Here is a 12282-nt window from a genome sequence, read left to right as displayed (position 1 = left end):
GCGCTTCGAAGGCCCCGGGGGAACCGGGCGGCTCCGCAACTTGGTGGTGTTCCAAGGTAGAAATCCCCGACCGGTGCTCACGTTCCGATCCCCTCGCCAAGTCGTGAGGCCGTGAGAATGCCCGGTGATCAGGCGGGGTTGTCCCAGGTCTCGCTGATCGGACGACCGGCCCGCATGAGGCGCGCCCGCAGGATGACGTCGCCGGGCGGCAGGGGCGTCGGTGGGCGCCATTCCACATAGAGGCGCCAGCCCCCGGTCTGGGGCACCCGCTCCACCACCGGATCGACCATCGTGCCGGCACTGGCCGAGACCTCGGCCGCGATGTCCCCGTCATGGCCGGCGGGCAGGCCCGGCCCTTCGAAATCGATGACGTAGAGGCGCCGGTCCGGGCTCGGCGGCGTGGTCGGGCGCAGACGTTCCGCCGAGCCGACGCGGGTCGAGACCACCCGGGCCAGCGCGCTGAGCACGGCGGTGTCCGGCTCGGCCCCGACAGTGGCGAGGGTGTAGGCGAGGTCGAGGGTGCTTCCCGCCGTAATGGGTGCGCCCGGCACGAAGGCGGCGACGATGTTGTCCATGTACTCCTCGCGCGACGGGATCTCGAAGAGCTGCACCGCCCCGGCGCCGAACCCCGCCTGGGGCGTGACCCAGAGGCCGGGCCGGGCCTCGTGACGGGCCTGGACATCCAGATAGGCGGCAAAGCTTCGCTCGCGCTGGAGAAGCCCGAACCCGTCGAGGGGATCGGTCCGGAAGGCCGAGATCTGCGGATCGCGCCGTCCGTTGCTCAGGGGACGCCACAGGCGGTCGTCCCTGGTGGAGACCACGAGCCCGTCGGAATCGTGGACCTGGGGCCTGAAATCGTCGAAGGGCGCGGCTCCGCGCGCGCCCGGACCGTTCTGCCCGTGCAGGAACATGCTGGTGAGCGGGGCGAGACCGAGACGCGGGATCGCGGCGCGGGGATGCAGCGAGGCGGTGACCACCATCCGCGAGGTCTCGCCGGGTTCGACCACGAAGCGGTAGGCGCCGGCCAGGCTCGGCGAATCGAGGAGGGCCAGGATCGTGACGGCACGGGCTTCGGCCTTCGGCTCGCAGATCCAGAACGCCGTGAAGTCCGGAAACTCCTCCGCTCCGGGGCCGCCGGCCTGGATCGCGGCGCCGCGCGCCGACAGGCCGTATTCCTGCGTCTTGCCGCGAAGCCGGAAATACGAGGCGCCGAGGAAGACCAGGAACTCCTCCTGGTGAGCCGGCTTCGCATCGTCGAAAGCATGATGCAGCCGGAAGCCGGCAAAGCCGAGATCGCGGGAAAAGTCCTGCCCGCCGAGGTCCGATCCGAGATCGAACAGACTCGACTGGTAGAGGATCGGTTGCGGCGGGCCGTCCGGCGGCTGGAGGAACAGGGCGACGCGCTTCTTCTGCAGAAAGCCGCGATGGAACAGCTGCAGCGAGAACGAGCCGCCGAGGCGGGGGGACGCGTCGGGGCGGAAGGTGATCGCCCGGTAGCCGTCATAGCTGAGGCCGACGAGGGGGGGCGGGAGATCGTCGGGAGCGGGCCGGTAGGGTGCGGCGGCGAGGCGGCGGGCCTGGGCCACGACGCCCTCGAAGGTCATCGGCGCGTCGCGCGGTGGGTCGAGAGTGTCGGCGGCCATCGTTCTGGCGGTATTCAGGTCGACGGCACTAGGCATTATCATGCCTGCGGTCATACCGAGCGCGGTTCGCAAGGTCTGCCGCCGCGAGAGGGGCTCGCGTCCCGAACGCTCGTCTCCACCATCATCCCGTGTCATCGATGCCCTTCATGTCGTGACGGATGACGGCCCACTTCACGTCGATCGAGTGCCCATCGCCCCATGTCCATCACCCGGTTGTCGCACGACGCATCCCAAGCCGGAATCCCGGACCCGGCGATTCCCGCGATCCGGCCGAGCGAGACGCCCTCGTTCGAGGCGCCGTCGTTGCTGCGGCGGCGGCTTCTGCTGGCGGTGCCGACCCTGGTCACCGCGGCCGCGATCGTCTGGCTCGCCCTGTCCGCCTATGGACGCCCCGACGGCGCCTTGGGCTGGGCCGTGCTGGTGCTGTTCGGCCTGGTGATGACGTGGCAATCCTACGTCGCTTGGCAATACGTCTACGGCCTCGCGGCGGCCGGGTTCGGCGATGCCGCCAAATCCGCGATCGAGATCCGCTCGGCCACGGTGCCGGCCACCGCCTCGGGCCTGAGCCGCACCGCGGCCGTGGTGGCGATCCATGCCGAGGACGCGGTGGCGGTGTTTGCCGCCCTGCGCGTCATGGCCCGCTCGCTCCAGCGTGGCGGCGGCGACGGGTCCGATATCGACATCTTCGTCCTCTCCGACACGCGTGACGGCGCCATCGCGGCGGTGGAGGAGCATGAATTCGCCCGGATCGAGGCCTGGGCGCGCCTGAACGGCCCCGGCCTGCCGCGCTTCCGCTATCGGCGGCGCGAGGACAATGCGGGCCGCAAGGCCGGCAACATCGCCGAGTTCTGCAAGTCCTACGGCTCGGACTACGATTTCATGATCGTGCTCGACGCCGACAGCCTGATGACCGGCGCCACCATGCGCCGCCTCGCCCGGCTGATGGAGGAAGCCCCCAAGGTCGGGCTGATCCAGACCGTCTCCTACGCCACCGGCCGGGACACGCTGTTTGCCCGCATCCAGCAATTCGCCGTGCGGCTCTACGCGCCGCTGTCGATCCGCTGCCTCGAGACCTGGCAGGGCGCCGATGGGAGCTATTGGGGCCACAACGCGATCCTGCGGGTCGCGGCCTTCGCCGACAATGCCGAACTGCCGGTGCTGCCCGGCAAGGCGCCGCTGGGCGGCGAGATCCTGTGCCACGACATCGTCGAGGGCGCCCTCCTGCGCCGGGCCGGATGGGAGGTCTGCCTCCTGCCGGAGATGGGCGGCACCTGGGAGGAAATGCCGACGAATCTCGTCGATCTCCTCGGGCGCGAGCGGCGCTGGTGCCAGGGCAACATGCAGCACCTGCGCGTCACCACCCTGCCCGGCCTGCGCGCGGCGAGCCGCTGGCACCTGATCGTCGGGATCCTGTCCTACCTCGCCTGCCCGCTCTGGGTGCTGTTCCTCGCCGCCGCCTCGATCCAGGCCGCCGTGACCGGCGATCTCGGCCTGCTGGCCTATGGGCTTACCGGAACCGGCCTCGCCGCCCATGCGCTGGCCGCCCTCGTCGTCACCGTGATGGCCCTGCCGAAACTCCTCAGCCTCGGCCATGTCCTGGCCTCGCCGACCCGCCGCGCGGCTTTCGGCGGCACCGCCTCGCTCCTGAAGAGCGCCGTGCTCGAACAGATCGTCTGGGTGCTGCTCTGGCCGGTCATGACGGTCTTTGCCGCCGGCGCGGTCGCCACCACCTTCATCGGCCGCGTGGTGCGCTGGGATTCGCAGGCACGCGACGACCGGCAGGTGCCGTGGTCCGAGGCGATCCGCCTGCAGGTGGACGCCCTGGTGGCGGGAGCCCTGCTCGCCGGCCTGCTCGTCTATGCGGGAAATCCCTGGCTCGCCCTGTGGATGGGGCCGGTGGCCCTCGCCCTGCTCACGAGCCCCGCCTTCAGCGTGCTGACCAGCCGCGCCGATCTCGGCCGCGCCTCGCAAAGCAACGGACTGTTCCTGTCCATCGACGACACGGACCGCGCCCCCGAACTCCTCGACCTGGCCTCGGTCCGCCGGGGCGAGGAGCGGGGCCTGCGCCTCCATGAGGAAGCCTGGGCGCATTGAGGAGCCGGCATCTCGGCGCCGCGGCGAGGTTAGAGGGGCGCGAGGCTGGGAGCTCGGTCCAAACCCAATCGGCTTGACAATGCGAAGGGCTGCTCAGGGTGGCGAGCGGGCCCTGATTGTTCGCCTCGAAGCGGACGTTGCGCCACCGACCCAACTCGGTCCTCCAGACGAAGAGGCAGGATGCGCATAAGCGGACGGGGCGGACACCTCACGCTGTGTGTCTAGGGCCGGGCAAAGCGCGCCCGGAACTCACCAGGGCTGATACCGATGCGTTTGCGAAAGTGGTGCCGCAACGTGTCGGCTCCGCCCAGCCCGACGACAGCAGCGATGTCGTCAACGCCCAGGCGGCCTGCGGCGAGAAGGCGCTTGGCCTCTTCGATCCGCTCTGCGGCAAGCCACTCGCCCGGCGGTGACCCGGTGGCCTCGGTGAAGCGCCTGACGAACGTACGCAGGCTCATGCGGCATTCCTCGGCCATGCGCGTCAGCGGCCACGACGCGCCCAGTTCGGCCCGCATCTGGTCGAGCAAGGGCGCGACCTCGCTGTTCCGCCGCACCGGTACGGGGCGCTCCAGGAACTGCGCCTGCCCGCCCGTGCGGTGGGCGGGCATCACGAGGCGGCGCGCCACCGAGTTCGCAGCCTCCGGCCCGTAATCCTGACGCACGATCTCAATCAGGAGGTCGAGCCCTGCCGCACTCCCGGCAGAGGTGAAGAGGCGCCCGTGGGATTGGTAGAGCGAAGCGTGGTCGACCGCGACCTCGGGATGGCGCCCGCGCAGAGCCTCAGCGTAGCGCCAGTGGGTCGTAGCCGGCCCGCCATCGAGGAGCCCCGTCGCGGCGAGCACGAACGCGCCGGAGCAGATGGAGGCGAGCCGCGCTCCGCGCTCGTGGGCCGTTCGCAACCGGCGGCAGAGATCCTCCGGGACCGGCTCGTCTGCACCCTTCCAGCCGGGCACCACGATGATGTCGGCGTGGTCGATCAGTTCGATGCCGTGGTCCGGCGTGAGCGTGAAGCCCCCGTGCGCACGCAGCGGCCCCCCCTCGATCGCGCAGCTGGCGAAGCGATACCAAGCCTCACCCATCTCGGGTCGGGGGAGACCGAACACTTCGGCCACGATCCCGAACTCGAAGGTACATAGGCCATCGTAGAGAAGCGCGACGGCGAGAGGTCCAGTCGTGTTTGGCACGATCTTCACGATGTCTGGCGTTTCAGCCAATTGCAAGCCGAACTCCGCGAGGGCGACATGGCATGGTCAAACGAGGGAGATTCCGATGCCTACCGCAGTCACCGCAGTGCCACCCGCCCCGAGCGCCCTTGCCTGCGAGCGCTTCGCCGCTGAGTTCGCTTTCGAGACCGACTGCTGGGACGTGCATGACGCTCTGGCGCATGGGGCGGACTTCGTGCTGCTCGACGTGCGCGGCCCCGCCCTCTTCGCCGCAGGTCATGTTCCGGGTGCGATCAACCTGCCACACGGCAAGATCGTGCGTTCGAAGCTCGAACATTGGCCGGAGCACACGGTGTTCGTGACCTACTGCGCCGGGCCGCACTGCAACGGTGCTGCCAGGGGGGCGCTGCGGCTTGCGGAACTCGGCCGACCCGTCAAAATCATGGCTGGCGGCATCACCGGCTGGCTCGACGAAGGCTTCGAATTGGCGCGGACTGGGGCAGCGTCATGAGCACGCGCGTCCGGAAAGCGATGGTGCCCGATGCGCCAGCGCTCCTCAATCTGGTTCGGGCGCATGCCGCATTCGAGCGGGGCGAGGCTCCCCTGTCGTTCGGTGAGCTCGAGACGATCCTTTCGGCGGACGACCCACCGACGCATCTGCTCGTGGCCGAGGGGCATACCGCACTTGTCGGCTACGCTGCGGTCACATTCGATTTCTCGCTATGGCAAGGGTGTCCCTATGGCCACCTCGACTGCTTGTTTGTCGTGGCTACAGCGCGTGGTCGGGGCATCGGCCGGCAACTCTTCGACGCGGCGGTGAGACTTGCGCAGGCGGAGGATATCGATCGGCTCGAATGGCAGACGCCGCTCTGGAACAAAGATGCCATCCGTTTCTATAGCCGGACTGGGGCACTCGGCGTCACGAAGGAGCGGTTCGCCATACCGCTCCGGTGATAATGACCGCTTCTTCGGGTCGGCTCGCCAACGCGAACCCGCTCATGGCTTCTCCAGCACCTCGATCGGGTTGGTGCGCTGGCTCGGCCTGGGCTCGGCGGTGGCCGCACCGGCATTGCCGTCCGCCTTCTCGCGCCGGGCGCCGGAGCTGGTATCCGCGCCGGGGCCGGTGCCCTGGGTCGGCACCGTGCCGCTGGCCAGTTCGAGGCAGGTCACCATCTCCACGTAGGACGGGAAGCCGCCGGCCTGGAACTGCTTCTCGCACTGGCTCTTGGCGGCCGGCGAATAGTCGCCCCAGCGGCGCTGGGCTTCCTTGCGCGCCGCCTCCTCCGAACGCAGGCAGCCCTCGACGGTGGAATTGTCGCTGACGCTGGCCTCCGCGCGGACCGAGGATTTGCAGGTGGCCTGAACGTCGAGCTTGGGCGGTCCATCGGCGGCCGAGGCGGCCCCGGTGAGAGTGACGAGCGCGAGGGCGCCGGTCAGAAGGGTGAAGGGGTATCGCATCGGGTCGTCCTCGATATCGGGTCACGCCAGCCGCCCACCGGCGGCTCCTCCTTCGCACAACGCGCGAAGGCCCCGATCACGCCACGTGCGCGCGAGGAAATCAGCCCAGCGCCGCGTCGAGATCCGCGAACAGGTCGTCCACATGCTCGATCCCCACCGAGAGCCGCAGCAGATCGGGCGGGCACGGCGTGCCCGGCCCCTCCACCGAGGCGCGGTGCTCGATCAGGCTCTCGACGCCGCCGAGCGACGTGGCGCGTTTCCACAGGCGCACCCGCGCCGCCGTGGCGATGGCCGCCTCCTCGCCGGCCGCGACCCGGATCGACAGCATGAAGCCAAAGCCGCCCTCCATCTGCCGCGCCGCCACCGCGTGGCCGGGATCGCCCGGCAGGCCGGGATAGAGCACCGAGGCCACGCGCGCATGCGCCGCAAAGCGCCGGGCGAGGTCCGCCGCGGAGGCGGATTGCGCGGCAACCCGCAGGGGCAGGGTCCGCAGCGAGCGCATGAGGAGATAGGCCTCGAACGGCCCGAGGATCGCTCCTCCCCCCGCCCTGATCGCGCCGATCCGCTCCCAGAACGCATCGGCGCGGGCCGAGGCCAGGACACCGGCGACCACGTCGGAATGCCCGTTCAGGATCTTGGTGGCCGAGTGCATGACGATGTCGGCCCCGAGCGTCAGGGGCCGCGTGTGGATCGGCGAAGCGGCGGTGGAATCGATGGCCAGACGCGCCCCCGCCTCGTGCGCGATCTCGGCCGCGGCGGCGATGTCGGTGATGGTCCACAGCGGGTTTCCGGGGGTCTCCACCCAGACGAGCTTCGTCGTCCCCGGCCTGATCGCAGCGCGCAGGGCGTCGAGATCGTCCATGGCGACGAAATCGAGGCCCCAGCCCCGGCGCGGCGCCTCCTGCTGGAGCCAGCGCTTCAAGGCCCAGTACATCACGAGGGGTGCGACGATGTGGTCGCCAGGCTCCAGGGCCGTGAAGACGGCGGTGGCCGCCGCCATGCCGGAGCCGAACAGCATCGCGCCGGCCTCCGCCTCCTCGAGCATGGCGATGACGGCCTCGGCCTCGCGGGTCGTGGCGTTGTCCGGCCGGGCATAGGAGAAGCCCGAACTGTAGCCGTTGTCGGGATCGCGGAGGAACGTCGTCGAGACATGGAGCGGCGCCACCACCGCCCGCGTCACCGGATCGACATGGCCCATGGCCTGTGCGGCCAGGGTGCGCTTGGTGAAGCCAAGCTTGGCGTGAGTGGGCGAGGGATCTTCGGCGGGTTCGGACATGGGTATCGTTCCGGCAAATGGGCCGCTTGACCCTTGGGAGAGACGTAGCGAAACAATAGCGGAATGCTATGTTCGACCTCGACGAATTTCGCTATCCGCTCACGTCATGATGCAGGTCGCCTACAGCAAGGATGCCGTGAGGGCACTGACCCGCATGCCGGCGAACGTAGCGAGACTCATTCGAACGAAGATCGACGAGTATGCGGGACATCCGGCGTCTCAGGCCAACAACGTCAAGGCTCTGAAGGGCCAGCTCGGCGTCTACCGCCTCCGGGTCGGTGACTGGCGAATTTTGTTCACCCAGGACGGGCAGATCCTCGCCATCATCAAAATCGCACGTCGCGGTAGCGCATACGATTAAATCAGGACGGTTCGCCATGGGTGCCCAGACGATCGTGACGGCAGGGGGCGAGCGGCTCGTCGTGTTGCCGGAAGCGGAATACGAAGCTCTCCTCGAAGCCGCCGAGAATGCGGAGGATCGCCTCGCCGTTACCGAGTTCCAGCGCAAGCTGGCCCTCGGCGAAGAGGAACTCGTGCCCTCGGCGATCGTCGAACGATTGCTCTCGGGTGAGAATCGCATCCGTGTCTGGCGCGACCATCGCGGCATGACGGCGGCAACCCTCGCGGACAAAGCTGGCATCGCACAGGCCTACCTGTCGCAGATCGAGACGGGGAAACGGGAGGGGACGATCGAGACCCTGCGCAGGCTCGCCTCGGCCCTGGCCGTCTCCCTCGACGATCTCGTCGGGTTCAGCCCCCACGGCACCGGAACGGAGCATCGCGATACGGGTAAGACATCGGCATGACCACGTCCCACATTCCGTTTCGTTCGCCGCTCTCTCCGATAGCGAGACTCGCGGTCGCCATCCTCCCGGTGGTGGCCACTTCGGTGATCGGCTCGCTCAGCACCACGCCGAATATCGAGAGTTGGTATGCTGGCCTGACGAAGCCTAGCTTCAACCCGCCGAACTGGCTGTTCCCGGTGGCCTGGACGATCCTCTATGCGATGATCGCGCTGTCGTTCTGGCGCTTGCTCGGGGCGTATCCGGCAACGGGTCCGACGCGGCGGGCCTGGGGGCTGGCGGTGGGTGCCTTCGCCGCCCAGCTGGCGCTCAACGCGGCCTGGTCGCCGGTCTTCTTCTCGGCCCATGCCCTCGGCTGGGCGGGGATCGTCGCCGCGGCGATGCTGGTGATGATCCTCTGGACCATCCGCCTGTCCTGGCGCTTCGACCGGTTCGCGGCGGGGCTGCTCGTGCCCTACGCCGCCTGGGTCACCTTCGCGACGGTGCTCACCGTGGCGCTCTGGCGGTTGAACTGACCGCCCCTATTCCGCCGCCTCGACGAACACCGTGCCGGCGCGGGGCAGGTCCAGGGTGTCCCAGGTCTCGGTGAGGGCCGCCGTCAGCTTGGCGATGCGGGCCGCGTCGTGGAACGGCGAGGGCGTGATCCGCAGGCGTTCCGTGCCGCGCGGTACCGTGGGGTAGTTGATCGGCTGGATGTAGATGCCGTGCTGCTCGAGGAGGTGGTCGGCCGCCGCCTTGCACAATTCGGCATCGCCCACCATCACCGGCACGATATGGGTCTCGGTGGGAAGTACCGGCAAGCCCGCCTCTTCCAGCGCCACCTTGGTGAGGGCGGCCTGGCGCTGATGCGCCGTCCGCTCGACTTGCGAGCGCTTGAGGTAGCGCACCGAGGCGCGGGCCGCCGCCGCGATGGCCGGCGGCAGGGCGGTGGTGAAGATGAAGCCCGGCGCATGGCTGCGCACGGCGTCGCACAGGACCGTGGAGGCGGTGATGTAGCCGCCGACGCAGCCGAAGCCCTTGGCGAGCGTCCCCTCGATCACGTCGACCCGGTGCATCACCCCGTCGCGCTCGGCGATGCCGCCGCCGCGTTCGCCGTAGAGGCCCACCGCATGGACCTCGTCGAGATAGGTCATGGCGCCGTACTTGTCGGCGAGATCGCAGATCGCGCCGATCTCGGAGACGTCGCCGTCCATGGAATAGACGCTCTCGAAGGCGATCAGCTTCGGACGGTCGCCGGCCGCGATCAGCAGTTCTTCGAGATGGGCGAGATCGTTGTGGCGGAAGATGCGCTTCTCGCAGCCCGAATGGCGCACGCCCTCGATCATCGAATTGTGGTTGAACGCATCCGACAGGATCAGACAGTTCGGGATCAGCTTGGCGATGGTGGAAATGCCGGCCTGGTTCGAGACGTAGCCCGAGGTGAAGACGAGGCCCGCCTCCTTGCCGTGCAGATCGGCGAGTTCGCGCTCCAGGTCCACCAGCGGCGAATTGTTGCCGGCGATGTTGCGGGTGCCGCCGGCGCCGACGCCGCAGCGGGCGGCGGTCTTGGTCATGGCCGAGACCACGTCCGGGTGCTGGCCCATGCCGAGATAGTCGTTGGAGCACCAGACGGTGATCTCGCGGGTGCTGCCGTCCGGACGGCGCCAGTTGGCCGTGGGGAAGCGCCCGGCGATCCGCTCGATATCGGCGAACACCCGGTAGCGGCGCTCGTCGTGCAGACGGTCCACCGCCTTGCGGAAATAGCTCTCGTAATCGGTCCGGCCCTGTCCGAACGACGCGCGGGTGGACGATCCCTGGCTGGAGGAATCGCGGGGCGTCGTCGTGTCGCTGATCATCGTCATCGCGGGCATCCGATTCACGGGCATCCGTCCTTCAGGCTAGGGCCGACCGCATGGCAGCGCCGCTCTTGCACGGCTCCGGCATCCGCTCGTCTGCATTCAGCAGCAGCATCGTTACAAAGGGCTTGTTCCGAAGCACCAAACTCTCCGCTGCGGGTCTTTCCCACCGTCAAGTCCCGCTGGCGCAACGATCTCGCTTCGCATGGCGCGGAAGGAATCAGACGGTGCTGATTTCGACGCCACGGCCCCGACGATACAGGCGAACTTGGAATTGGTTCAAGTCGACTCCTGCATTCCAGCTCTGCGCCTGTTGAGACGGGGTGGCAAAGTCGGTATTTCGCCGTGGCGACGATGGGTCGCGCAGTGATCGCCATGGTAGAGTGATCGCCATGAAGAACGACGCCACGCGCAACGAGCGGCTGAAGGCGGCCCTGCGAGACAACCTGAAGCGCCGCAAGGCCCAGACGCGGGTCCGCGGGCAGGCCAGCGCCGCGGCGGAAACCGGCGATGCCGGCGAACGATCGGACGCGAAGCCGGATCGCGACGGCGACGGCTGACGATCCTTTTTCGGACAAAACTCACGTATAGGCGGCTCGATAAGGCCGTGCCGCGAGCGCACCGCCACCGATTGCAGAACCAGGTCGGCGCCGCCCTCCCGTCACGGGAAGGGGCAGGACGCCGCGCGAAGGACGACGATGGACCGGATCAACATCATCGGCGGAAAGCCGCTCCACGGCGTCATCCCGATCTCGGGCGCCAAGAACGCGGCCCTGCCCCTGATGATCGCGAGCCTGATGACGGGGGAATCCCTCGAACTCATGAACGTGCCGCGCCTCGCCGACATCCATGCCCTGCTGCGCATCCTCGGCAATCACGGCGTCGACCACATGGTGGTGGGCAAGCGCCCGGGTGATACGACGGAGACCGGCCAGACCATCCGGCTCACCGCCTCCAACGTCATCGACACCACCGCGCCCTACGAACTCGTTTCCACCATGCGGGCGAGTTTCTGGGTGATCGCGCCGCTGCTCGCGCGGTTCGGCGAGGCCCGCGTCTCGATGCCCGGCGGCTGCGCCATCGGCACCCGCCCCATCGACCTCATGCTGATGGCCCTGGAGCGCCTCGGCGCCACCGTCGAGATCGATGGCGGCTACGTGGTGGCAAAGGCCAAGAACGGCCTGCGCGGCGGCGAGATCCACTTCCCCAAGGTCACGGTGGGCGGCACCCACGTGGCGCTGATGGCGGCGTCGCTCGCCAACGGCTCGACCCTGATCGAGAATGCCGCCCGCGAGCCGGAAGTGGTCGATCTCGCGGACTGCCTCATCAAGATGGGCGCCAGGATTTCGGGTGCCGGCACCCCGCGCATCACCATCGAGGGTGTCTCGCGCCTGAACGGTGCCCGCCACACCGTCCTGCCGGACCGGATCGAGACCGGCACCTACGCCATGGCCGCCGCCATGGTGGGCGGTGACGTGACCCTGGAGAACACCCGCGCCGACCTCCTGCACAGCGCGCTCGACGTGCTGAAGACCACCGGCGCCGACATCACCTCCACCGCCGACACGATCCGCATCCGGCGCAACGGCGGCGGCATCGTGGCGGTGGACGTGACCACCGACCCGTTCCCCGGCTTCCCCACCGACCTGCAGGCGCAGTTCATGGCGCTGATGACCCTGGCCAAGGGCCAGTCGCACATCCGCGAGACCATCTTCGAGAATCGCTTCATGCACGTGCAGGAGCTCGCGCGCCTCGGCGCCAAGATCCGGCTCGAAGGCGATCTCGCCATCGTCGACGGGGTGGAGCGCCTCAAGGGCGCCCCGGTCATGGCCACGGATCTGCGCGCCTCGGTCTCCCTCGTCATCGCCGGCCTCGCCGCCGAGGGCGAGACCAGCATCAACCGGGTCTACCATCTCGACCGCGGCTTCGAGGCGCTGGAGGCCAAGCTCGGCCGCTGCGGCGCCGAGATCAGCCGGGTCCGGTCCTGACCCTGTCCGACCCGGGAGGCGG

General features: G+C 68.8%; 13 protein-coding genes. 8 read left to right on the top strand and 5 right to left on the bottom strand.

The genetic code is table 11. The features are described 5' to 3' along the window. Positions 1 to 128 precede the first annotated feature (128 nt). Complete coding sequence (locus FPV16_RS04930) at positions 129 to 1604, bottom strand: glucan biosynthesis protein (protein WP_227436743.1); 1476 nt, start codon at positions 1602 to 1604, stop codon at positions 129 to 131. A 237-nt stretch (positions 1605 to 1841) separates the two neighbouring features. Here FPV16_RS04930 and mdoH point away from each other — a divergent pair, with 237 nt between their 5' ends. Next, entirely contained in the window at positions 1842 to 3737 is a 1896-nt protein-coding gene (gene mdoH / locus FPV16_RS04925; protein WP_227436602.1) for a glucans biosynthesis glucosyltransferase MdoH, read from the top strand. 221 nt (positions 3738 to 3958) lie between these two features. On the opposite strand, the gene ftrA is transcribed toward mdoH, so the two are convergent. Further along, positions 3959 to 4951, bottom strand: a complete 993-nt coding sequence (gene ftrA / locus FPV16_RS04920) for a transcriptional regulator FtrA (RefSeq protein ID WP_227436600.1) — start codon at positions 4949 to 4951, stop codon at positions 3959 to 3961. 55 nt (positions 4952 to 5006) lie between these two features. On the opposite strand from ftrA, the gene FPV16_RS04915 reads away from it, so the two are divergent. Both FPV16_RS04915 and FPV16_RS04910 read left to right on the top strand, forming a co-directional pair. After that, a complete protein-coding gene (locus tag FPV16_RS04915; RefSeq protein ID WP_227436598.1) occupies positions 5007 to 5411 on the top strand; it encodes a rhodanese-like domain-containing protein in 405 nt (134 codons plus the stop codon). Further along, positions 5408 to 5854 carry a GNAT family N-acetyltransferase gene (locus FPV16_RS04910; RefSeq protein ID WP_227436596.1) on the top strand — a complete coding sequence of 149 codons (447 nt, stop codon included), beginning with the start codon at positions 5408 to 5410 and terminating at the stop codon, positions 5852 to 5854. The genes FPV16_RS04915 and FPV16_RS04910 overlap by 4 nt, the downstream gene beginning before the upstream one ends. A 42-nt stretch (positions 5855 to 5896) precedes the next feature. Here FPV16_RS04910 and FPV16_RS04905 read toward each other — a convergent pair whose 3' ends face one another. After that, positions 5897 to 6358, bottom strand: coding sequence for a hypothetical protein (locus FPV16_RS04905; protein WP_227436594.1), 462 nt, complete (start codon positions 6356 to 6358; stop codon positions 5897 to 5899). A gap of 100 nt (positions 6359 to 6458) precedes the next feature. Then, positions 6459 to 7634 (bottom strand): trans-sulfuration enzyme family protein, encoded by a 1176-nt coding sequence (locus FPV16_RS04900; protein WP_227436591.1) that lies wholly within the window; start codon positions 7632 to 7634, stop codon positions 6459 to 6461. Positions 7635 to 7740: 106 nt separating this feature from the next. Here FPV16_RS04900 and FPV16_RS04895 point away from each other — a divergent pair, with 106 nt between their 5' ends. The 3 genes from FPV16_RS04895 to FPV16_RS04885 are packed head-to-tail and all read left to right on the top strand — an operon-like array spanning position 7741 to position 8952. Further along, the gene (locus tag FPV16_RS04895) at positions 7741 to 7995 is read left to right on the top strand and encodes a type II toxin-antitoxin system RelE family toxin (protein ID WP_227436589.1); all 255 of its coding nucleotides are present in this window, start codon (positions 7741 to 7743) and stop codon (positions 7993 to 7995) included. A 16-nt stretch (positions 7996 to 8011) separates the two neighbouring features. Next, complete coding sequence (locus tag FPV16_RS04890) at positions 8012 to 8440, top strand: helix-turn-helix domain-containing protein (RefSeq protein ID WP_227436587.1); 429 nt, start codon at positions 8012 to 8014, stop codon at positions 8438 to 8440. Then, a complete protein-coding gene (locus tag FPV16_RS04885) occupies positions 8437 to 8952 on the top strand; it encodes a TspO/MBR family protein (protein ID WP_227436585.1) in 516 nt (171 codons plus the stop codon). The genes FPV16_RS04890 and FPV16_RS04885 overlap by 4 nt, the downstream gene beginning before the upstream one ends. A gap of 6 nt (positions 8953 to 8958) precedes the next feature. Here the strand turns inward: FPV16_RS04885 and hemA are convergent, their stop codons facing one another. Then, on the bottom strand, positions 8959 to 10302 hold the full coding sequence (gene hemA, locus FPV16_RS04880) for a 5-aminolevulinate synthase (protein ID WP_227436583.1): 1344 nt from the start codon (positions 10300 to 10302) through the stop codon (positions 8959 to 8961). Between the two features lie 362 nt (positions 10303 to 10664). Between hemA and FPV16_RS04875 the strand changes: the two genes are divergently transcribed. Continuing rightward, a complete protein-coding gene (locus FPV16_RS04875; RefSeq protein ID WP_227436581.1) occupies positions 10665 to 10832 on the top strand; it encodes a hypothetical protein in 168 nt (55 codons plus the stop codon). 138 nt (positions 10833 to 10970) lie between these two features. Next, positions 10971 to 12260, top strand: a complete 1290-nt coding sequence (gene murA / locus FPV16_RS04870) for a UDP-N-acetylglucosamine 1-carboxyvinyltransferase (protein WP_227436579.1) — start codon at positions 10971 to 10973, stop codon at positions 12258 to 12260. The last annotated feature ends 22 nt before the right edge of the window (positions 12261 to 12282 follow it).

It is taken from the genome of Methylobacterium sp. W2 (assembly GCF_020662345.1).
Taxonomy (GTDB): Bacteria; Pseudomonadota; Alphaproteobacteria; order Rhizobiales; family Beijerinckiaceae; genus Methylobacterium.
The sequence above is the reverse complement of the archived record's forward strand: the minus strand, read 5'-3'. Positions and strand labels throughout refer to the sequence as shown.

Excerpts from the sequence above, each read along its gene's own strand:
- FPV16_RS04930 (WP_227436743.1), bottom strand. The coding sequence starts at position 1,604 with ATGACCTTCGAGGGCGTCGTGGCCCAGGCCCGCCGCCTCGCCGCCGCA.
- mdoH (WP_227436602.1), top strand. The coding sequence starts at position 1,842 with ATGTCCATCACCCGGTTGTCGCACGACGCATCCCAAGCCGGAATCCCG.
- FPV16_RS04915 (WP_227436598.1), top strand. The coding sequence starts at position 5,007 with ATGCCTACCGCAGTCACCGCAGTGCCACCCGCCCCGAGCGCCCTTGCC.
- FPV16_RS04910 (WP_227436596.1), top strand. The coding sequence starts at position 5,408 with ATGAGCACGCGCGTCCGGAAAGCGATGGTGCCCGATGCGCCAGCGCTC.
- FPV16_RS04905 (WP_227436594.1), bottom strand. The coding sequence starts at position 6,358 with ATGCGATACCCCTTCACCCTTCTGACCGGCGCCCTCGCGCTCGTCACT.
- FPV16_RS04900 (WP_227436591.1), bottom strand. The coding sequence starts at position 7,634 with ATGTCCGAACCCGCCGAAGATCCCTCGCCCACTCACGCCAAGCTTGGC.
- FPV16_RS04895 (WP_227436589.1), top strand. The coding sequence starts at position 7,741 with ATGATGCAGGTCGCCTACAGCAAGGATGCCGTGAGGGCACTGACCCGC.
- FPV16_RS04890 (WP_227436587.1), top strand. The coding sequence starts at position 8,012 with ATGGGTGCCCAGACGATCGTGACGGCAGGGGGCGAGCGGCTCGTCGTG.
- FPV16_RS04885 (WP_227436585.1), top strand. The coding sequence starts at position 8,437 with ATGACCACGTCCCACATTCCGTTTCGTTCGCCGCTCTCTCCGATAGCG.
- hemA (WP_227436583.1), bottom strand. The coding sequence starts at position 10,302 with ATGCCCGTGAATCGGATGCCCGCGATGACGATGATCAGCGACACGACG.
- FPV16_RS04875 (WP_227436581.1), top strand. The coding sequence starts at position 10,665 with ATGAAGAACGACGCCACGCGCAACGAGCGGCTGAAGGCGGCCCTGCGA.
- murA (WP_227436579.1), top strand. The coding sequence starts at position 10,971 with ATGGACCGGATCAACATCATCGGCGGAAAGCCGCTCCACGGCGTCATC.